16 protein-coding genes are annotated in these 21,217 nt (G+C 45.9%); 8 read left to right on the forward strand and 8 right to left on the reverse strand.

The genetic code is table 11. The annotated features are described in order from the left end of the window. Window positions 1-36 precede the first annotated feature (36 nt). Window positions 37-258, forward strand: a complete 222-nt coding sequence (locus tag E1163_RS14735) for a hypothetical protein (RefSeq protein ID WP_155173120.1) — start codon at window positions 37-39, stop codon at window positions 256-258. Window positions 259-268: 10 nt separating this feature from the next. After that, the gene (locus E1163_RS14740) at window positions 269-934 is read left to right on the forward strand and encodes a hypothetical protein (RefSeq protein ID WP_155173122.1); all 666 of its coding nucleotides are present in this window, start codon (window positions 269-271) and stop codon (window positions 932-934) included. Window positions 935-1,051: 117 nt separating this feature from the next. Here the strand turns inward: E1163_RS14740 and E1163_RS14745 are convergent, their stop codons facing one another. The 8 genes from E1163_RS14745 to E1163_RS14780 form a co-directional block, all read right to left on the reverse strand. Then, entirely contained in the window at window positions 1,052-1,672 is a 621-nt protein-coding gene (locus E1163_RS14745) for a porin family protein (RefSeq protein WP_155173125.1), read from the reverse strand. Window positions 1,673-1,836: 164 nt separating this feature from the next. Beyond that, the gene (locus tag E1163_RS14750) at window positions 1,837-3,618 is read right to left on the reverse strand and encodes a sodium:solute symporter family protein (protein WP_155173127.1); all 1,782 of its coding nucleotides are present in this window, start codon (window positions 3,616-3,618) and stop codon (window positions 1,837-1,839) included. 12 nt (window positions 3,619-3,630) lie between these two features. Next, complete coding sequence (locus E1163_RS14755) at window positions 3,631-4,740, reverse strand: acyltransferase family protein (RefSeq protein WP_155173129.1); 1,110 nt, start codon at window positions 4,738-4,740, stop codon at window positions 3,631-3,633. Then, window positions 4,727-7,414: a family 20 glycosylhydrolase gene (locus tag E1163_RS14760; protein WP_246223697.1), complete on the reverse strand. Its 2,688-nt coding sequence runs from the start codon at window positions 7,412-7,414 to the stop codon at window positions 4,727-4,729. Before E1163_RS14760 ends, E1163_RS14755 begins: the two co-directional genes overlap by 14 nt. A 45-nt stretch (window positions 7,415-7,459) precedes the next feature. Continuing rightward, window positions 7,460-9,412, reverse strand: coding sequence for a glucosamine-6-phosphate deaminase (gene nagB, locus E1163_RS14765; protein WP_155173133.1), 1,953 nt, complete (start codon window positions 9,410-9,412; stop codon window positions 7,460-7,462). 13 nt (window positions 9,413-9,425) lie between these two features. Next, window positions 9,426-10,400, reverse strand: coding sequence for an ROK family protein (locus tag E1163_RS14770; RefSeq protein ID WP_155173135.1), 975 nt, complete (start codon window positions 10,398-10,400; stop codon window positions 9,426-9,428). A gap of 168 nt (window positions 10,401-10,568) precedes the next feature. Beyond that, window positions 10,569-12,104 carry a SusD/RagB family nutrient-binding outer membrane lipoprotein gene (locus tag E1163_RS14775; RefSeq protein ID WP_155173137.1) on the reverse strand — a complete coding sequence of 512 codons (1,536 nt, stop codon included), beginning with the start codon at window positions 12,102-12,104 and terminating at the stop codon, window positions 10,569-10,571. A gap of 26 nt (window positions 12,105-12,130) precedes the next feature. Continuing rightward, window positions 12,131-15,310: a SusC/RagA family TonB-linked outer membrane protein gene (locus E1163_RS14780; RefSeq protein WP_155173139.1), complete on the reverse strand. Its 3,180-nt coding sequence runs from the start codon at window positions 15,308-15,310 to the stop codon at window positions 12,131-12,133. A gap of 219 nt (window positions 15,311-15,529) precedes the next feature. Between E1163_RS14780 and E1163_RS14785 the strand changes: the two genes are divergently transcribed. From E1163_RS14785 to E1163_RS14810, 6 genes are all read left to right on the forward strand, one after another. After that, on the forward strand, window positions 15,530-16,636 hold the full coding sequence (locus E1163_RS14785) for a sensor histidine kinase (RefSeq protein WP_155173141.1): 1,107 nt from the start codon (window positions 15,530-15,532) through the stop codon (window positions 16,634-16,636). After that, window positions 16,626-17,342 carry a LytR/AlgR family response regulator transcription factor gene (locus E1163_RS14790; protein ID WP_155173143.1) on the forward strand — a complete coding sequence of 239 codons (717 nt, stop codon included), beginning with the start codon at window positions 16,626-16,628 and terminating at the stop codon, window positions 17,340-17,342. The genes E1163_RS14785 and E1163_RS14790 overlap by 11 nt, the downstream gene beginning before the upstream one ends. A gap of 122 nt (window positions 17,343-17,464) precedes the next feature. After that, entirely contained in the window at window positions 17,465-19,015 is a 1,551-nt protein-coding gene (locus tag E1163_RS14795; RefSeq protein WP_155173145.1) for a hypothetical protein, read from the forward strand. Window positions 19,016-19,223: 208 nt separating this feature from the next. Continuing rightward, window positions 19,224-19,610: a tellurite resistance TerB family protein gene (locus E1163_RS14800; protein ID WP_155173147.1), complete on the forward strand. Its 387-nt coding sequence runs from the start codon at window positions 19,224-19,226 to the stop codon at window positions 19,608-19,610. A 284-nt stretch (window positions 19,611-19,894) separates the two neighbouring features. After that, on the forward strand, window positions 19,895-20,722 hold the full coding sequence (locus E1163_RS14805; protein WP_155173149.1) for an alpha/beta hydrolase: 828 nt from the start codon (window positions 19,895-19,897) through the stop codon (window positions 20,720-20,722). Beyond that, on the forward strand, window positions 20,719-21,217 hold a 499-nt coding region (locus E1163_RS14810; protein ID WP_155173151.1), incomplete at its 3' end, for a DJ-1/PfpI family protein. The genes E1163_RS14805 and E1163_RS14810, both read left to right, overlap by 4 nt.

Here is a 21,217-nt window from a genome sequence, read left to right on the forward strand (position 1 = left end):
AAATTTTGTTATTTTGTAGTGTAAAACTTTTTAGTTATGAAGGTTGTCGAGCCATTATCTTTAACAATTGCCAAAACTCTTGCAGACTTGCTGGAGGATAGCGTTTCAAGCATAAGCCTGGATGTATTGGCCTATAAACTCAATGCAACATCGGGAGATGTGCGGAAGGTGATTGAAAACTTTTCCCAGAAAGGACTGGTTCGGTTAGTGGACAATCAGATTTACCTTACCGAAGAAGGCCAGTCTAAAGTGGCATAGTCATCTTCCCATGATATTCGAAAACCCTTATCTACCTTACCTACTTACCTTTATTGCCGCCTACCCCATCTCAATGCTTGAGTATGGGCACCGCAAGTTTAGAAAAAATTACCTGCTCTTATTTAAAATATCCATTCCCTTTCACCTGTATGGTATAGCGCATGGCCTGCTGGCGACATTCATTTATTGGGTGCTATTCAAAAAGAATTTACTTCCTGAGGGGGATGTAGCGGCAGTACTTAATCCGCTGACCATAGGCCTAGGAATAAAAGGCATTACCAACCTCAACTTTTACAATATTGTATCTTCCAAAGGTAAGGAGCAGCCTGACGAAAAGGTACAGATCATACCTGTCGGCCCAAAGCTGGTAATGGATTCTATTGAAAAATATTGTGAAACTTTGATTGAGGACAACCACGACCACTACCTTGATGCTTATATTCACAAATCTATTGAATCGCTAAAACAGATTCCTTCTGCAACCATTAGTCAGGAGATTCAGAAATATCTGCCGCATAGCCTGCCTAAAATAGTGAGGGAAACCTTTATGGAAGAGGTGAGGCAAAGTATCGGGGATAATAAGGGTGACCTGTATTTTGCCATGAGGCTTTTTGCCAATCAGTACGGCCTTAACCGCTATAAAAAGTTTGTGACGCACATTACAAGAAAAAGGTAATGAGGAGCAGGGCAGAAATTTGGCGATCCGATCAAATAACCATTAACCTCGTGTTACTGAAGTTTCTCTGCACCAGCCCCTCATTTAGATCCTCAATGTTATTGAGTTAAGCCTTTACTAATGCATGTTAAAGGCTACATAAACCTGGGCCACAGAGTTTTTAGCATCACCTATCAGGTTTTCTGCTTCATCACTGTCGGCAATTTTGTTCAGGCCATAGTTATACCTCAGGCCTATACTCACCGGGTTAAAATTCAGGGCCAGTCCACCGGCCAGTCCATAGTCCCACTTCTTGTAGTCATCGCGGTCAAGTTCTTCATATCCATCGCCAAAGTCTCCCTCCGTGGAAGTGCTTACACCTACGAGATAGCCAAAGTATGGCCCGAAGTGAATATCGGCATCATCACCTAACTTAAATGTGGCCAATACGGGCATATCAATGTATCCGAGGTTAAATTTATTCTCTCCTTCAAAGCCCAGCACATCATACTCCGCTTTGGCTCCTTTGGTTGAATAATTAAGCTCGGGCTGAATCCCAAATGCAGGGGTAATCATAAGTTGCGTGTAAATACCGGCGTGAAAGCCTGTTCTTACATTCTCATCTTCCACGTCATCTATATAAAGGTTACTTAAATTCAAACCACCTTTTATACCTCCGCGTGGAGTCTGAGCCTGTGCAAACGATAAGCCTGCGAAAACCAGCGCCATTGAAAGTATTGTAATTCTAAATTGGTTCATAGTTATTAACGTTTGATTTCCGGCAAAATCAATGAAACAACTATGCCATATGCTTCAACTTTATGCTACATTATAGTTTTCAGGCACTTTCAATCATTTTTAGCCTCTCCCGATCCCAAAAAATGAGTAACCGCTTTCCCATGCTGTAGGTGTTATCCACAACTTCAGCGTGATAGTTTTTTCCACATCACCACCAACCATACGGCACCCGCAACGCTGATCACACTCAGTACTATGGCAGGCATGACGTTCTGATAGATCCAATACCCGGAGGCAAAAAGGGCACAGAATACGGTAATACTTCCTATGAACACACTCAGTATTTGCAAGCTCAGGTTGTGCTTCACCTCTGGAATGCTAATGTTGTCATTTTTGGCTTTTTTCACTACCGGCTCCCAGCCTGGACCGGCCGGCCTTACTTTCAAATAAAATTCCCTCAGTTTCTCCTTGCTGGTAGGCCGGGTCATGAGCGTAGCTATAAGCCATATTATGGTGGTAATGGTGATCCCGAGCAGCAGGCGGTAATGGTTAGGTATAGGATCAAACCCCAGTCCCTCATGGATAAACTCAAAATATATGGCTATGAAAAATGAAGCCACCATACCGGCAAGCTCTGTATAGGCATTGATCCTCCACCAGAACCAACGCAAGATAAAGATCAGGCCTGTACCGGCACCGATGGTGAGAAGTATCCTGAAGGCCTGAATGGCATTTTCAAGGTACAATGCCATAATTGCAGCAAACACCATGAGCAAAACCGTGGAAAGCCGCCCCAGGTTTACCATTTCTTTATCGGAGGCTTCGGGATTGATAAACCTCCTGTATACATCATTGACCACGTAAGAAGAGCCCCAGTTGAGGTGTGTGGAAATGGTTGACATAAAGGCCGCAATCAATGAAGCGATAACCACACCTAACAGACCGTGCGGCAAATAGGTAAGCATAGCCGGATAGGCCAGGTCATGCTGCACAATGCCCGGCTCAAGGTGAGGGAAGGCGGCCTGAATGGATTCCAGCGTAGGAAATACCACTATAGAGGCCAGGGCTATGATGATCCACGGCCAGGGTCGCAGGGCATAGTGTGCTATGTTGAAAAATAAGGTTGCCCCGATGGCATGCTGCTCATTTTTGGCAGACAGCATCCTTTGTGCGATATATCCTCCTCCTCCCGGCTCGGCACCGGGATACCATACACTCCACCACTGCACCGCAAGCGGTATGATAAACAAGGGGATCAGGGTTTCAGTATCATTAAAATCAGGCAGGATATTCAGCTTGGGGATCACTGCCTCATGTGACAACATATTGGCCATACCGCCTACTTCAGGCAGGTTTACAATAACGTACGATGCCCACACAGAGCCGATCATGGCAATGATGAACTGGACAAAGTCGGTGATCAAAACCCCTTTTAGTCCACCCAAAGAACTGTAAATCACCGTAACCACGGAAGCAATCAGAAGGGTCTGGACCGGTGAAAGGTTAAGCAGCACCCCTCCTATCTTAATGGCTGCAAGGCAAACCGTGGCCATGATCATGATGTTGAAAAACACGCCGAGGTAAACGGCACGGAACCCCCGAAGGAAAGCCGCGGCACGACCGCTGTACCTGAGCTCATAAAACTCAAGATCGGTGAGCACCTCGGACCTTCGCCAGAGTTTGGAGTAAACAAATACGGTAAGCATACCGGTGAGCAGAAATGCCCACCACTCCCAGTTGCCGGAAACACCATTCTGACGGACAATGTCAGTGACCAGGTTTGGGGTATCGGCAGAAAATGTGGTAGCCACCATGGATACACCCAGTAACCACCAGGGCATGTTGCGCCCCGACAAAAAGAATTCGGATACACTGGAGCCGGCCTGACGGGCAACTACTATTCCTATTACCAACGAGATTACAAAAAATGCAACTACGGAGATCCAGTCAATGGTTTCTAAAATCATGAATAGGGGATATTAAACTTTGATAATAATATTTCTTTTGTACAAAACCCATGTAGGGACAAACATCAATAAGGTAAAGAGCAGGGCGTATATGAAGGAGGAAAAGTAAGCATCACCAATCACTGACGTCACCCCACCGTAGAGCCACTCCTGGAGGCTTCGCCCTTCTGATACCGGTATGGCGACCAGTAAACTGGCCAGCAGCATAGACAGCACGTAAACAAAAATGGCATTCATCCCAAAGGCTTTAAAGGGCTCCCAGTATTTGCTTCGGTGCATTTTTACGTCGAGTAACCAGTACAGGAATGCCAAAAAATGTATGGCTATACCTCCTGTATACAGCACATAGGAGCTGGTCCACAGGCTTTTGTTGATAGGAAAGAACAGGCTCCAGAAAAGGGCTGCCACTATCAGCAGGTTTGCTGAAACAAATAGCCTGATGAGCTTCTCTTCCCTGCTCAGATCTGCTCTGCTGATCAATTGACCGGTGAGCATGCCTGTTATTCCTGTAACAATAGCCGGAAGTGTGCTTAGTACTCCTTCGGGATCCCAAGTTTTGGTCACTGTCCACATATGCCCTTGCAGGAGCAGCGAATCTACCCATGCCGCAAGATTGGCGCCCCGTTCGAGGCTGCCGGTACTTACTCCCGGTACAGGTATAATAAGGAACATGAGCCAATAAACAACTAAAATAATACCTCCGATTGCTATCTGTGTCCTGCGGTTGGTTTTCAGGAATATAATGGCACAAACGAGGAATACAACGGCGATTCTCTGGAGGACACCGGGTATTCGCAGTTCGTAAAGGTCAAAGTACGGGAACGCATTCAGGAAAAGCCCGATGAGAAAGAGGACGATGCTCCTCCTGACCACGTTAAGGATTACCTTCTTATGGTTTTCTGGCTGATTGGCCACACGGCCTAATGAGAGGCAAATGGCAACACCTACTATGAACAGGAAAAATGGAAATACCAGGTCAGTAAGTGTACAGCCATGCCAGCTCGCGTGTAGTAACGGAGGATATACCGCAGACCATGACCCCGGATTGTTGACCACGATCATGGCTGCTATGGTTATTCCCCGGAACACGTCCAAAGAAAGTAATCTGCTACTCTTGCTCAAATGAAGTCCGCTCCTTAAAATTTTTGTCTACAAGTACCAATTTGGCAAACCCCGCCGGCATATGAAAAACGGGAAGGTTCATATAGTCAAAATAGCGGTACTGCTGATATACATCGTCCCTGTCATTTACACAAAGGTCAATGCCCATCACCAGCTCATCTTTGGGTGCCTTGCCTATCTCCTTCCAGCTTATGGCCACTTCTACCTGGTAGCCCTGGTCTTTATCGGAAGGGTCGTTTACCGTACCCGATACTTTTACTGCGGTTTTGGCATTGCCATTCCAGCCGTTGTTGTACTCGCCATTTTTTAAACTTCCACGGTCATCTATGATGGCATTCAGCACGTTGACATGGTACGCCAGATCATCATCTTTCCACTCTTTACTTCGGTCAAAATCGGTATCGAGCAGGAACTCTATGCCATCGTCCATATGCAGACCTTCTTTGTCGCGCGAATTGGCCAAAGCCTGCAAATTAGAATTATCAACTTTAAAGGCAAAGTACAGGTTCTTTTTATCCCATTTGATGGCGAAGTGGCAGGTATCGTTCCAGTTCAGGTGTTTGGCAGGAACGAAATAGTTCCAGGTTACATCGTTCCAGTCAGAAAAATCACCGTCTACAGTAACATTGTTTTCTGCCCGGTAAGCTGCCAGCACACCGGCCTTGCTCTTAACCAATTGCTTGATGGAATTCACCACCTGCAGGTCAGTTCTTCCACCCTGCTCCCGGCTTTGCTCCAGTTTGGCCAGGGCACTGTGATAGCTATTGAGCTGGCTCATGATATCTCCTTCCTGCAACTCGCCTTCCAGGGCATCCAGACCGATTTTGGCTATGGCAGACAAGTTGGCGGAAAGGTCTTTGATCGACCAGAGTACAGGAGATCTAGCAATCACAGGCGCTAATTTCTCATGGTTAGCACTCCATAGTTGAAGCCACGTCTTAATTCCTTCTTCGGCTTCGCTATTGCCATTCAGATAGTCTGTCACCAACCGGTTGAATACCCTTGCGTCCGGTGCATCAGCAATGGCCGCATCGGCAAAAAGCACGAACGGTGAGTAAGTTTTATATACTGCTCCCCCGGGGTTTCTTCGGTAGCCTTTCAGTGGCTCTACCACATTAGACAGCACTTTGAGGGCTTCTATATCAGCTTGCTGAGTGAGGTTCCGCAGTATTACATCGCGGTTCCTGATATGGGTAAGTCCATGTTCTTCAAGCAAAAAGCTGATCTCTCCCATTCTTTCATACATGCTTTCAACATCCCTTAACTCAGCCGGTGACCATAAGCGCTCTGCAATGGCAGCAGTCCTTGGCCAGATCCTGGAGTCGATGGTTGTCGGGGTTACCAGTTCGCTCCACATGGTAGCCTCGCCGCCCAGCACATTCTTCTTTTGCTCGTCTGTAAGCGTGGAATTTGCGGGTATGGGATCGTTGAGGTAATGCTTGTAAGCTGGCTTCATCAGGTCAATATAGTATCCATTGGAAAGGATGGTTTTGTAGCCCTGGCTTGCAGCCTTGGCAAGTCCCTCCTGACCTCTCCATGAATGTATGATGGCTGTTTTTGGCAGATCAGGCTGCAAAATTTCGTCCCAACCGACCATTTTTTTATTCTGCTTGTCCAGCACTTTCAATAAGCGTTTATTGAAGTAGGTCTGCAGCTCATGGTTGTCCTTTATGCCATGTTTTTTCATGAATTTCTGAATATCCTGGTTCTGGTCCCAGTGGTGCCCTTCATTTTCATCTCCACCGATATGAAAATAAGGATCAGGGAACAGGTTGGACATCTCAACAAAGAGATTGCCAAGCACCTCATAGGTCTTTTCAATCGTCGGGTTCAGCGTAGGATCAAAAATACCGGAGTTCCTTTCTATGGAATACGGGCCGGGGGCACTGGCCAGCTCGGGAAATGCCACCAGCCAGCTTGTAGCATGGCCGGGCACGTCAAATTCCGGATAGACCCTGATGCCCAGTTCATCGGCATAGCGAATGATCTCCTTGATTTCCTGCTGGGTAAAATATTTACCATCAGAAGCTTTTTCATGCAGTTGGGGATAAACTTTGCTCTCCACCCTAAAACCCTGATCATCAACCAGGTGAAGATGAAGCACATTCATTTTCACTGCAGCCATACCATCAAGGTTTCGCTTGATAACGTCTATGGGCTGGAAGTGACGCGCTACATCTATCATTATGCCTCTCCACGGGAAGCGTGGCTGGTCGTTGATTTCAACAGCCGGGAAGTAGTATCCTTCATCATCAGCCTTAAGTAGTTGGAGAAGTGTTTCCATACCACGTATGGCTCCTATGTCATTGGCTGCGGAGAGTATGATCTGATTATCTCCTACTGTTAATTCGTAGGATTCATCTTCACCAAACCTGACCTCTCCGGGGCGCTGTGTTTTAATCACCAAACCCGCTCCTGCTTTTGCCTCCGGGGTTACGAATTCCTGGGTAAAGAAAAAGCCTGTTTTCCTGTCCAGCCTCCGTAGCATCCGGGTGGCCTGGGCAAATAGCCTGTCATGGGCTTTACCCTCATGAGCAATGGTAAAATCTTTATTTAACCTGAACTTGCCTTCCTTAATCTCCACACTGGCCGGATAAGGCATAAGCACCAGGTCGTCATGGGTGACGCTATCTGTGCCTGAGAAACCTAACCCAGAACCCAGACACAGTAACATCACGATTAAACTCCGTTTTATTTTCATCAATACTTCAGTCTACATTTAAAATTTATACCTCTTAAAGCCTTCTATCGCCTCATACTCCGGCAAGCCAAGCTTATCGTAAAGCGTTGCCGTAGCATGGTTCCTATCCTCCGCACGCATCCAGAACTCCCTGGGGTCGGAGCCTGGGAAGAGGGCTGTATCTTTTTGCGACTGGTGCTTAAATATCGCTTTGCGTTTTCTGGTTAGTTCGCCAGGGCTCAGGGGCACTGCCATTTCTATATCATTGGTATCCCACTCCTGCCATGCACCTCTGTAGAGCCATACCCAGCAGTCTTTCATCCACTCTTCTTCCTTCATGCGCTCTATGGCTTCGAAAATTGCGGTGAGACAAACACGGTGTGTACCGTGCGGATCAGAAAGATCCCCGGCAGCATATACCTGGTGAGGCTTTATCTCCCTCATCAGGTCCATGATGATGGAAATATCTTCTTCACTCAAAGGTTTCTTTTTGACCAATCCGGTCTCGTAGAAAGGCATGTCCAGAAAGTGGGCTTTATCATCGGTCAGCCCTACATAACGGCAGCCGGCTTTGGCCTCTCCTCTTCGAATCAATCCTTTAATGGCCTGTACCATTTTGCTGTCCACATCGCCGGGCTTTTTGTTTTTGATCGTCTCTACGATGTTCTGATAAATGCCTTTACCATCCTGGTTGCTGATATCATATTCGTCATTAAAATCCCGGAAGAAATCTGCAAAACGGATTACATCTTCATCAAAAACGGCAATGTTTCCTGACGTCTGGTAGGCTACATGTACGTCATGCCCCTGGTCTACCAGCCTGATAAAGGTACCCCCCATGGAGATTACGTCATCATCAGGGTGCGGACTAAAGATCAGCACGCGTTTTTTAGCAGGATTGGCTCTCTCAGGCCTGTGGGTATCATCTGCATTGGGCTTACCACCGGGCCAGCCGGTAATGGTATGCTGCAACTCATTGAATATCTGAATATTAATATTGTAAGCCGGGCCATGCTCTGCTACCAGGTCGCTCATGCCATGATCATTATAATCACGGTCGGTGAGCTTGAGTATGGGTTTTTCCAATTTCAGGCTTAACCATATCACTGCTTTTTTAGCCAGATAATTGTCCCACTTGCATGTCCTGACCAACCAGGGCGTTTTTTCCCGAATAAGCTCTGCTGCAGACCCGTCATCAAGTACCAGCGTGGCGTTGGGGTGGCTTTGGAGATAGGTGGCGGGCACGCTATCTGAAATTTCGCCTTCCACGGTTCGGGAGATGATCTTGGCTTTGCCTTCTCCCCAGGCCATCAGTATAATACGTTTTGCCTGCATAATAGTGCCTACTCCCATAGTGATGGCCCTTCTCGGCACATTCTCTTCACCGAAGAAATCACTGGCGGCATCCAGGCGGGTAATGTGGTCAAGGGTGATCAGCCTGGTTTTGGAATTGATATGAGATCCCGGCTCGTTAAAACCTATGTGCCCTGTTCTTCCGATACCAAGGATCTGCAAATCTATTCCTCCCAGGTCTTTGATCATTTGTTCGTATTGCTGACAAAAAGACTCCACCAATTCATAAGGGAGTGTTCCGTCAGGTATGTGAATATTTTCCCTGTCAATGTCTATGTGGTCAAATAAGTACTCATTCATAAACCTGACATAGCTTTGCAGCGCATCAGGTTCCATGGGAAAGTACTCATCCAGGTTGAATGTGATTACATTTTTAAAACTTAAGCTTTCCTCTTTATGTAGCCTTACCAGTTCATTGTACACTGAAGTAGGTGAAGACCCTGTAGCCAGCCCAAGCACACAATGCTCTCCTGCGGCCTGCTTCTTCCTGATCAGCTCGGCTATCTCGTGGGCTATGGCCAGTGAGGCTTGTGTAGAGTTATCAAAAATCTCGGTATGTATTTTTTCAAACTTTGTTTTTTCCGTTAACCCGACAGGTTGGTGTGCCAGGCTTCTATGTTCTTCCAGTGTTTTTGCCATTTCTTTAGTTTTATTAATTTACAATTACCATCTGATCTTCAAGATGCTCCCATACCAGTGCTCCTCCTCCCAAAACGGCCATTTCATCATCTTTCAGGGCCGATGGAAGCAGTACAACAGGGTCCGGATAGGTGTTATAAAGGTATTTTTTGATGCTTTCGAGTGTAGGGTCGAGCAATAACGGACCTGCATTGGCTACGCCTCCTGCAAGAAAAATTGCTTCGGGGTTAAACATTGCCACCATATCTGCCAGTTTGTACCCCAGGATATCGCCGGTAAACTCCAGCACCAGCGAGGCCATTTTGTCTCCGTTGAGAGCCTCCTGACCTATTATCGTGGGACTCAACTGCCCCGCAGGTATAGACCTCAAAGAAGAGTCTTCTTCATACTTTGACAGCAGTTTCATAGCTGTTCGCACTATGCCTTTGGCAGAAACGTAAGCCTCAAGACAGCCTTGTTTACCACACTGACACTCGCGGCCACCGATCTTGGCTGAGGTATGCCCCAGCTCTCCGGCCACATCATTCTGGCCATGCACAAGGGTTCCGGACATGTAAATGCCACACCCCAGGCCGGTGCCAATAGTAACAGAGAGGAAATTGTTCATGTGTTTGGCTGCTCCAAACTCCTTCTCTCCTACAGCAGCCAAGTTGGCATCGTTGGTAACGATTACCGGTACATTAAAATAGTTTTGCAAATAGCCGCGAAGGTCAACCGGACTCTTCCAAAGCAGGTTGGCAGCACCTTCCACGAGGCCTGTAAAGTAATTGGCCTTTGGCGCTCCTATGCCAATGCCCAAAATCTCGCCAGACTGTCCAAGATCGGCTACCAACTGATTGATATTGCTGCTCAGGGCTTCAAGGAAAGCTTGTCCGTCAGGGAAATCTCGCGTCGAAAACCTGGCTTTGGACAGGATCTGCCCATCGCGGGTAACTGCCCCCAATTTTGTGCTTGTGCCTCCTACGTCTATACCTACTGCTATGGCCATTTGACTTTGTTTCTATATTGTTTTTTTAATTCCTGTTTCACTTGTCAACAGGCAAGAACTGCCCACCCCTGGTGTATTTTCAGGGTTACACTGAGTGGCTGAATAGAATCTTTTCAGATATCTATTCAGCTTACTCAATGCGACAAGGAATACTTTGTTACTGATTTATCAGTCTACGTCCCACCAGACACTGGTTGTCATCAAGTCTGGCTTGCCTCCGTTAGCTGCTGCCACATTATCAGCATTTAAGGTCAGCTCGGAAGTTGGGTACACCAGCCTGGAAGGCACACTGCCATCGGTTATGTTGGACAGGTATTGTGTGCCAACCTGATCAGGGATCAAATTGGTCCTTCTTACCAGTGCCCATGCTTCATATCCATTGTTTAGCAATGCCAGCCAACGCTGTCTCCATACTTTCTCAAGGTTTTCCGCAGTACTTCCTGAAAGAGATGCTATAGGCTCGGTAGTGATAAAATTGTCAGCATCAGCTTCATCAACTCCGGCATAGCTCATATGGGCTTTTATGCCTGACTGATAGAGACTTTCCGCATCACCGGCAAAGCCCAGCAATGCTGCTTCCGCTTGAAGGAAGTATGATTCTGCTGCCGTGATGATGTAAGCAGGAACGGGATCATTCTTTTCTTCGCCTCTCAGCAATCCTGTGGGTTTTGATACGTAACCGTATTTCGGAGGTGCCACAAGGTTAGGCTCAAGTCCTGTATATACGCCTGGCACACTGTCCGGCTCCATAGCTATTTTTTCAAGTCTCGGGTCATTGTTGTCTTGCAGGATGTTCACCACCTTATCACTCAATACCCAGCGGGCCTGATTGTATTCAAATGAAAACCATACATCTTCATGTCCACCCATCAACTCATTAGGATCGCTCAGGAAAAGTCCTTCCTGGGCTCTGTGGAAAACCGCTTCGTTGCTCTCATCAATTAAAGGATTAGCCAAAGCGTCGGTGATCACACCGTTTATGAACGCACCTTCTCCGGCGGCCTCAAATGCGTCCCTGGAGCGCAGTGCCATTCTTAGCCTGAGCGTGTTGGCAAATGCTATCCAGTTGGCAGGACTGCTTTGGTAAAGAAAGTCACCTGTTGAAAATGAAAGTTCAGATGCTCCCTGTAACACATCCATCTGAGCGCCAAGGTCTTCTATAATCGTTTTGTATATGTCCTTTTGAGCATCGTAAGTAGGTTTATAAGCAACCTCTGTGCGCGGCTTGGCTACATCCGTATAGGGTATATCACCGTACATGTCGGTCATTTTCTGATAGAACCATCCTGAAATGATCTTCACCACGGCCACTTCTTCTTTGTCCTCTTCAGGGTCCAAAAGCTCACGAAGGGCATTAAGGTGACCGGCTACTTTTATGTTGGATGATTCCCACACGTTATCAGTCCAGCCCTGATTGTTGGTATAGGCTGTACCGGGAAACCATGCCATATCGGCAAAGTTGTACACGTAGTGGTGCGCAAACTGAGAGGAATAAATGATATTTCCCCTCCAGGTGATGAACCGTGGCTCACCAAATGCGTAGATCTGAACAGTAGCCATCACACGTCTCGGTGATGCAGTATTCGGGTCAATTCCGTTAGGGTTTGAATTGATCTCCTCAAAGTTTTTGTCACATGATGTGATCAGGAAAAGTGAGAAGAAAAATACAGCTCCTTTTATGATATTAATATTTAATCGTTTCATAGCTTTCTAATTTTTAGGTTCCTCACTTAAAATTCCACAGTTAGCTGAAATCCATGACTTCTCGTTGGAGGAAGGCCATAACTATCTATCCCTTGCAGGTTACCACTGCTAAAGCTTGATTCAGGATCGATATTGTCGGTTTTCTTATGAAGGATTGCCAGGTTTCTGGCCACATAGCCTATTTTCACCCTATTGATGAAAGTGTTGCTCAACAGGCTTGAAGGCAAAGTATAGCTCAATGATAACTGTCGCAGTTTCACATAGTCAGCATCATAAACCCATGCTTCGGAAATACCACCCAGTCTGCCCCAGTAAACATTAGGGTCTACACCTCTTGCTGCTACAGTCGGATCAAGGGTTCCTCCTTCATTACCATCTGCATCCACTACAGTTGCGCCGGCAGGTACCATGATGCCGTTGCCTCCGGAGTAGTACTCCCTGCCCTCGAGTGTTTCCTCAAGTACACCAAGGCTGTGCATATCATTCTCAGTCAGTGAATAAAGCTGACCTCCTGCACGGATATCTATAAGGAAGCCCAGGTTGAAATTTTTATACGTGAAGCTGTTGTTGATACCTGCCAGGAAGTCGGGGTTAGAATTACCAATTACACCCACTTCTCCGATCACAGGTAGACCATCCTGTCCGTAAACAATGTTGCCATTGTCATCGCGGGTATAGGTAGAACCTACCAAATCTCCGTAAGGTCTGCCCGTGCTGGCAAACACCTGGATACGGTTATTGAAATCACCACCCAAACGCAGGTCTTCCAGGTCATATTCCGGAGCCAGGCTCAGCACTTCAGATTCGTTTTTAGAGTAAGAGATCCTGACATCCCAGGTGAAATCTCCTTTTTTGATGGGCTGACCGCTCAAAGCAAGTTCAATACCTTTGTTCTGGATCTCACCACTGTTAACTACTACAGTCTCGCTTCCTGTGGTTTTGGATATTCCCACATTAAAGATCTGGTCTTTGGATTTTGAGTTATAATAAGTCAGGTCAAGGCGCAATCTGTTGTTCAGGAAGCCCAGCTCTGTACCAAATTCCACGGAAGTGGTTTGCTCAGGCTTCAGGTTCGGATTTTTCAAAGAAATGCCATACTGGCTGCCTTCATAAGGAGTAGAGCTGCTTTCATTTCCATAGTAAAGGAATACTTCGCCATTGTAAGTGTCCTGGGAAATGATGTAGGCATTGTACAAGTTGTATGGTGTGGTACCATTACCTACCTGCGCCCAACCTGCCCTCAGTTTCGCAAAAGAAAGGAAGCCACCATCAAGGTTCAGCATGTCGCTGAGTATAGCGGTGGCCGTAACAGATGGGTAAAAGAATGAGTTATTATCAGAAGGAAGCGTTGAAGACCAGTCGTTACGGCCGGTAGCTTCGATAAACACCACATCCTTGAACCCAAGCTGAAGTGAACCAAAAACAGAGTTTACTTTTTCATCGCTCTTGAGGGTGCTTCCCACTTTGTTCTCAAAGTTGTTGATCGACTTTAAGCCGGGTGCCACCTGGTCGTTGGCGATGATAAATGTGCGGTCACCAAAAATACGGTTCTGGCTCACACCTATGTTTGCCCCCAATGAGAACTGCTCACTAAGGTCTTTGCTTATGTTTATGATCGCATCGTAAGTGCGTCTGGTTTGCTTTGAGTTTTGCACCGTCATGGTACCATCATAAGCCTGTGGGTTCGCACCGATAGGGCTGATGTCTTCTACATCAAAGACAGAGTAGTCCTGAGAGGCTCTTAGCTGTAGGTTAAGCCAGTCAGTGAAATCGTATTTCAGCGTAATAAGTCCCAGGTAATGGTCACGGGTATCCATGTTCAGCTCCCTGTCTGCCAGGTAGAACGGGTTGATACCGTAGCCCCAGTTATTGGACTCATAGGCTCCGGGAAGGCCCGGAATAGGTGATGCAGCATACTTTTCTGCCACATCTGCACTGATACTTCTTGGCTTAAGCAAAAAGCCCTGCATGGGGTTAAACCTGGATTCACCAAACTCAAGGCGGTTAACAGCATCGGTTTTGGTGTAGGTCACCTTAGTATCTACATAAAACTTATCGGTGATGTTAGAGCCCAGTCTCAGGTTAAACGAGTTTCTTTTAAACTCAGAGCCTGGGTTAATGCCTTTATTATCCAGATTAGTATAACCAAGCCTGAAAGTGGCCCTGTCATTCCCACCACTTATAGCTACAGAGTTGGTAGCAGTAACTCCGGTGCGGAAAAAGTTATCAAAGTCATCTCCCGCTGCGGCGTAGGGAACAGTACCTTCGCCGTCAAACCTGGGTACCTGAATAGAAGGGTTGATAGCCGGGCCCCAGCTTCCTACCGCATCAATGTCATGCACTGCTTGCTGCTGGGCTCCATCGTAACGGCCCTGGCCATACTCATTCTGAAAGTCAGGATCGATCAACGGGCTTTCGAAAGTCAGGTTGGAGTTTAGTGTTACACCTATCCCTTTTCTGCTGATCCCTTTTTTGGTGGTGATCAGTATTACACCATTTGCACCTCTGGAACCATAAAGGGCAGCGGCATTCGGTCCTCTAAGTACAGAGATCGACTCTATATCTTCCGGGTTGATGTCCTGAATGGGAGAGCCATAATCTTTGTTACCGGAGAAGTCGGCTCCTTCACCTTCGCCACTATTGAGCACTGGCACACCATCAACTACAAACAGCGCCTGGTTATCGCCAAGTAGTGATGAATTACCACGGATAACCACACGGGTAGATGACCCGGGGCCTCCATTGGTTTGGGAAATCTGCAAACCAGGAACTTTACCCGAAAGCGAGTTAACGAAGTTTACCTCCTTAGCCTCGGTCAGCTCCTCGCCTTCCACTTCTGAAACTGCATACCCTAGGGATTTCTGTTCACGCTCAATACCGAGGGCGGTAACCACAACTTCGCCCAGTTGTGTAACGTCCTGCGCAAGCGTAACGTCTACTACCGAGCGATTGCCTATATTAACTTCCACGGTTTTATAACCAATGAAAGAAAATATCAACTCGGAATTTTCTTCAGGGACCTCAAGGCTGTAAGCCCCGTTTACGTCACTTGTGGTACCAATACTGGTACCTTTCACGATGATGTTCACTCCTGGTAGCGGAGAGTTTTCTGTTTCATCGACGATCTTACCGGAGACCTGTCGCTGAGCCATTACGTTTAATGTAAGCAGCGGCACCAGTAAGCCAATTAGTAAAAACTTTTTCATAAATATTAGGGGTTGATTCTGAACCTCAATTTGACACCGAATCGACGAAAAATAAAGTTTAAGCCCCTTTATTAGCTGAATGGCAGGAGTTTATAGCTGTTTGGTAACATTCGGTATACGGAGAGAAATGGTGCCTGCAAGCTATGCGCAAAGGCGCGGGATTAATACCGAAAAAATTAGTATGTTTATTTAAAAGACATCACAAAAGTACTGAAACGGATGGAGGCATTTACCATATCATCGAGCGAAAAGGAGAGCACTGCGGACATCAAGAAGGCCGTGATCAGGTTTGTAAAAAAGCCCCTGGTATACCACCTGGTTTTCTGGATAGGTTACTTCCTTTTCAACACATTGAGGTGGGGAAGTTATTTTGATGACTACTGGTATTCGCTACGTTCCAACCTGGTCGAGTTCCCCATTCATATTATACTTGTATACATTAACCTTTATTATCTGCTGCCGCGGTATATCCCAAACAGGCTTCCCAAGTATCTTGTGCTGCTATTCTTTGCCATACTGGCTATGTCGCTGGTGCGTATTGTGCTCAACTATCAGTTTGTGACCACGGAGGTGTGGCGCGAGTCGGTGATCAAGGAGCAGTCGCTTTTTGGTTTTAATTATATCATAGCTGTTTTTATCGGGGAGTTGTACGTGGTGGGGCTTACCACTGCCATAAAGCTCATTATTGACTGGGTAAGAACGCAAAGGCGGGCGAGGGAACTTGAACGAAGGAACCATGAAACTGAACTTTCATTCCTAAGGTCACAGGTACAGCCCCATTTCTTTTTCAATACCTTAAATAACCTCTATTCACTTACTTTGGACAAATCTGATAAGGCCCCGGAAACGGTATTGAAGCTTTCTGACCTGATGAGTTATGTTATTTACAAAGGTAAAAACAACCAGGTCAGCCTGCCCGAAGAAGTTACTCACATTCAGAATTACATCGATCTCGAACGCCTGAGGTATGGCGACAACCTGATCGCTGAGATAAATATATCGGGAAACATCCAGGGCAAGTTTATTCCTCCACTTATTCTTATGCCTTTTGTGGAAAACAGCTTTAAGCATGGGGCACATTATAAAAATGGCGCTATCCCTATAAGCATTAACCTCAGCCTCAATGGAAACGTGCTATATTTTAAAGTAAAAAACAGCAAAGGCAGGAGCAAATCCAGCCATGAACAAAGCAGCAATTCGGGTATTGGTATCCAGAATACTCTGAGAAGATTGGAATTACTATATGATAAAAACTTCAATCTTGATATTATTGAGGATGAACGGACATACCAGATTTCACTTAAAATAACACTTGATGAAGATTAAATGCCTCATAGTGGATGACGAGCCTCTGGGTATCAATGTGATAAAGAGGCACCTGAAAGGCTTTGACGATTTTGAGATCGTGGCTTGCTGTAGCGATGCCATGGAGGCTTTCCAGGTGTTGAAGAGCAATAGCAAGATCCACCTCATGTTCCTTGACATCAACATGCCTGAGCTGAGTGGCATAGACTTCATCAAAAGCCTTGACACCAAGCCCCTGGTGGTAATCACTACGGCTTACCGTGAATATGCGGTGGAAAGTTTCGAGCTGGACGTATTTGATTACCTGGTAAAGCCTATTGCCCTGTCACGTTTTGTGAAGACCATTGATAAAGTCACCGAGCATTACCGGGCCCTCAATCCTTTGAAAGGCAAGGCACAGCAGGAAAACGACTTTATATTTTTAAAAGTTGACAAGAAGATCGTTAAAGTATTCTTTTCGGAGATCCTCTATATCGAGAGCCTCAAAGATTACGTTAGGGTGGTTACTCAATATGAAAACCTGATCACACACCACAACCTGAGAAGCATTACCAAGGCCCTTCCTGCTAATAAATTCTTACGGATCCACCGCTCCTATACGGTGGCTATCGACAAGATCAGATCGCTTGAAGGCAACAATGTAGAAGTGCAGGACAAGAAGTTGCCTATTGGCAGAAATTATCAGAAAAAGATCAAGAAGAAAATCCTGAATGAGGGAAATTATTAACCGTTCATATGATTCATTCATCTATCACTTCTACGGGTAATCTAAAACTCATATATTAGGGCTCCCCTAAGAAACAATTCATTTCTAAATTTGTAGTTATCAGAAGGAAACAGTCTATTTTGATGAGAAATATTATAATTCTGTTTATGCTTGGCAGCTTCCATTTGGCCAGTGGGCAAACCGCTCCATACTTCGTATTTCCGGACGATTTTGCCTGGAACGTAATCGAAGAGGGTGACACTCTGGCCTTTGACCTTACTATAGAACCTGAGGGCACCAAAAGCTATCTCTACTCGATCTACGGGGATCGCGGGCTATCATTGCATTTCGACTCGCTCGGTAGCTTCTTCTGGTCGCCTCCCTATGACCTTGTGGACAGGGTGCGCGAAAAGGAAGAATTTAGTGTAATCTTCGAGGCTGTTTCCAAAGACGGTAACAAAATAAGGAAGGAGGTGCCATTTACCGTTCTTCACAAAAACAGGCCTCCGGTTGTAGATGAGCTTCCTGTTTTCTATGTAAAGCAGTATGCGGTAAATGAGTTTAACCTGAATCAGCTCAATCAGATCAAAGACCCCGATGAAGACCCGATTGTGTTTAAACCTGTACTATCAGAGATGCCGGAAGGCGCCGAACTGACTGAACTCGGCACTTTCAGTTGGAGGCCCTCCAGAAACCAATTCAGGGCTTTGAGGCAAAAGCCGTTAAGGGTACCGTTTGTGGTGCAGGACCAGCCGGAAAAACTGGAGGTTACCGGTACGCTGATCATAGCACCAACGCAGCTTGATCTGCCTCCCGAAATTTCCATGGTACCTAACGATACGCTTATCACCATTGATGAAGATGAGGTTCTAAACCTGAATTTCTACGTATCTGACCCTAACGGTGATGATAATATAAAAGATGTAGGCTTTGTTTCCAATGACATGCGGGTGCCAAAAACTTCGCTGAAACGAAATACCACCACCCAGTGGGAGTTTACCTGGACACCTGGCTATGATTTTGTAGGTGAAGCTGAGAACAGCAGTATGGTGGAGCTGATCTTTTATGTAATAGACGAGTCAAACAAGAGATCAGAAAGGGCCCTCGACGTTAAAGTAATGGATGCCGAAAACCTTGAACAAAAAGACCAGAGACTGTATAGCAAATACAGAAGTATGCTCCTGCAAACCATGGACCTCATTGACCAGTTAGATGACAACCAGAAAAGATTAAACAAGCAATTGAGGCAGGCTAAGAAGGGAAAAAGAAAAAGATCCATACTGAATGCCTCCCTGGGCGCTATTACCGGTGTGTCTCCTGTATTTCTGGAAGATGAAAGAAAGGATTACGTGACCGGTGTGGGTGGTACAGCCGTGATGACGCTCGGTACACTGGAAGCCACAGAAGTGCTGGGACGCTCCAAAGACGATATCATGGAAAAGCTTAAGCTGAATATAGATATCAGAAACCAGCTACAGGCAGAGGGCGATCAATTTGCGAGACAATATGCCCTGAAATCGCAGCGCAGGGACAAGAATTTCTATGTCGATATAGATAAGCTTAAAGCACAGCTCAACAACAAGAAAATGATCCTGCTGGAACTGGATGCGGGCTGGGAAAACCCCAGCAAGCCTACCGATAAAAACATCCGTAAAAAATTCCCTGATTTTAATAATGAGGGTTTTGAAGAATAAAGATTTTAGCAGGAATATATAGTTCGCATAGCCGTGGCACCACTCTGAGTGGTGCCACAACTATTTTAAGGCGTTACAGCTACAGAAAAGCACCATCAGAAAGTAATCAAAGTTGAAACTTTTATTTTTTATTGGGGTTACTAAAATAGTGTAAACCTGATATAGATCAGGTACTTTGTACTATAGTGGAAACCTTAAAAAACTTTTAATGAGCCTTTTGAGTATTTTCGAATCAGACAAGGATGGCCGAAGGAAAAGCCATATCAAGAACCTGATATCTGTGGCTATGGTAGATGGCCATCTTGCTGACGAAGAGTGGGCTCTGCTCTCCCGCGTAGCACACCATTTGGGTATGAGCAGCGAAACCATCCAAAACATAAAAAACAACCCTGAAGAGGTAAAGTTTATTGCCCCTAAAAAGTATGAGGAAAAGCTCCAGCAGGTTACAGACCTTGTAGCCGTAATGATGGTGGACGGTGATGTAGACCAGAAAGAACTGGAGTTATGTAAAAAAATAGCGCTTAAGCTTGACCTTTTGCCTCGCGTGATCAATGATATGATTGATAATGCCTATCATGAGATAAAGGCTAAGTAACGGATCAGTCCGAAATTTCCGGGGAGGTATGAACTCAGACATACGTATCTGGTATTTATTTTTTAAAAGGGCAGTTGACAAACATGTCTAAATCCACAAAATATCTGTTCATTAGTATCCATTTTTTACTACATTGACTTACCAGTATTGCGATCTTTAAATTGAAACCTTCAGCTTTTACCCTGCTACTCACCAGCTTTTGCGCTTGACCCTAAGTAATACGAAAGCCGCCACTCACGGGCGAATTCATTTTTCTAATACAAAGCTTAAAGTTATATTGCTTCATGACCGAAGCCATAACTTTAAAAACCAGCGACAACCTTCAACTTTGGGGACAACTCTGGTCTCCGGAAATACCACCTAAAGGTATTATATGCCTTGTTCACGGATTTGGAGAGCACGTCCAACGATACCATCATGTAGCCGATGCCTATAATAAAGCCGGGTATGGTTTTGCCGGCCTCGACCTACGGGGGCATGGCAAATCCGGTGGGAAACGCGGCCATACTCCTTCTTATAACCACCTCCTTGGTGACTTTCAATTGCTGATTGAATGGGTTGAAGACAAGTTTTCCAACCTTCCACTTTTTCTATACGGACATAGTATGGGCGGCAATATAGCTGCTAACCTGCTGCTTAGAAGCGATAAAGAGCAATTTAAGGCGGCCGTAATAACGTCTCCCTGGCTCAGGCTCAGGTTTGATCCTCCTAAAATAAAAGTGGCCATGGGTAGGCTGGTGCGTAAGATCTACCCCAAATATTCCGAACATAACGAACTGAATCCCGATCATCTGTCACGGGACACTGCCGTAGGCAAGGCTTATGAGGAAGACCCGCTCGTAAACCATAAAATAACTACGGAAACCTATTTTTCTATAGTGGAAGCAGGAGAGTGGGCTCTCCAAAATGCAACTCCGCTCCCCATCCCGGTGTTAATTATGCATGGCTCGGATGATCCTATTACCTCACCGGAAGCTTCTGAAAAATTTGCAGGTAAAATGAATGCGGAGTTCAGGATCTGGAAAGGTATGTATCATGAAACCCATAATGAGATCGGGAAAGAAGAAGTGATTGACACAATGGTTCAATGGGTTAAAAGTAATCAACCATGAAAGTAGGCATATTGGTATTCAATGAAGTCGAAGTCCTGGATTTCGCCGGGCCTTTTGAGGTTTTTTCGCTGGCAGAAGCCCTGGACCGGACTAAGATATTTGATGTAAAGCTGGTAGGGCAAACCATGCAGACTTTAAAAGCGCGTAATGGCTTGCAGGTAGTGCCCAACTGTAGCTTTGAAGATCATCCACCGTTTGATATTGTTATCATTCCCGGTGGTTATGGTGCCGAGGAGATAGAGATCAATAACCCGGTGGTGATTGAATGGATATCAGAACAGTATCGCAGCGTAAAAATACTGGCTTCGGTGTGCACTGGTGCCTTTTTGCTGGCGAAGGCAGGTTTGCTCAAAAACAGGAAAGCCACCACCCACTGGATGGACCTCGACAGGCTGGAAAATGATTTTGAAGATATTGAGGTTATCAGGGATACAAAGTATGTAGACCAGGGTAAGATCATAACGTCGGGGGGTATATCTGCAGGCATCAATATGT

It is taken from the genome of Fulvivirga kasyanovii (assembly GCF_009711405.1).
GTDB classification, from domain to species: domain Bacteria; phylum Bacteroidota; class Bacteroidia; order Cytophagales; family Cyclobacteriaceae; genus Fulvivirga; species Fulvivirga kasyanovii.

Excerpts from the sequence above, each read along its gene's own strand:
- E1163_RS14790 (WP_155173143.1), top strand. The coding sequence starts at position 16,626 with ATGAAGATTAAATGCCTCATAGTGGATGACGAGCCTCTGGGTATCAAT.
- E1163_RS14745 (WP_155173125.1), bottom strand. The coding sequence starts at position 1,672 with ATGAACCAATTTAGAATTACAATACTTTCAATGGCGCTGGTTTTCGCA.
- E1163_RS14760 (WP_246223697.1), bottom strand. The coding sequence starts at position 7,414 with ATGTTACTGTGTCTGGGTTCTGGGTTAGGTTTCTCAGGCACAGATAGC.
- E1163_RS14785 (WP_155173141.1), top strand. The coding sequence starts at position 15,530 with ATGGAGGCATTTACCATATCATCGAGCGAAAAGGAGAGCACTGCGGAC.
- E1163_RS14750 (WP_155173127.1), bottom strand. The coding sequence starts at position 3,618 with ATGATTTTAGAAACCATTGACTGGATCTCCGTAGTTGCATTTTTTGTA.
- E1163_RS14740 (WP_155173122.1), top strand. The coding sequence starts at position 269 with ATGATATTCGAAAACCCTTATCTACCTTACCTACTTACCTTTATTGCC.
- E1163_RS14775 (WP_155173137.1), bottom strand. The coding sequence starts at position 12,104 with ATGAAACGATTAAATATTAATATCATAAAAGGAGCTGTATTTTTCTTC.
- E1163_RS14800 (WP_155173147.1), top strand. The coding sequence starts at position 19,224 with ATGAGCCTTTTGAGTATTTTCGAATCAGACAAGGATGGCCGAAGGAAA.
- E1163_RS14780 (WP_155173139.1), bottom strand. The coding sequence starts at position 15,310 with ATGAAAAAGTTTTTACTAATTGGCTTACTGGTGCCGCTGCTTACATTA.
- E1163_RS14805 (WP_155173149.1), top strand. The coding sequence starts at position 19,895 with ATGACCGAAGCCATAACTTTAAAAACCAGCGACAACCTTCAACTTTGG.
- E1163_RS14770 (WP_155173135.1), bottom strand. The coding sequence starts at position 10,400 with ATGGCCATAGCAGTAGGTATAGACGTAGGAGGCACAAGCACAAAATTG.
- nagB (WP_155173133.1), bottom strand. The coding sequence starts at position 9,412 with ATGGCAAAAACACTGGAAGAACATAGAAGCCTGGCACACCAACCTGTC.
- E1163_RS14735 (WP_155173120.1), top strand. The coding sequence starts at position 37 with ATGAAGGTTGTCGAGCCATTATCTTTAACAATTGCCAAAACTCTTGCA.
- E1163_RS14795 (WP_155173145.1), top strand. The coding sequence starts at position 17,465 with ATGAGAAATATTATAATTCTGTTTATGCTTGGCAGCTTCCATTTGGCC.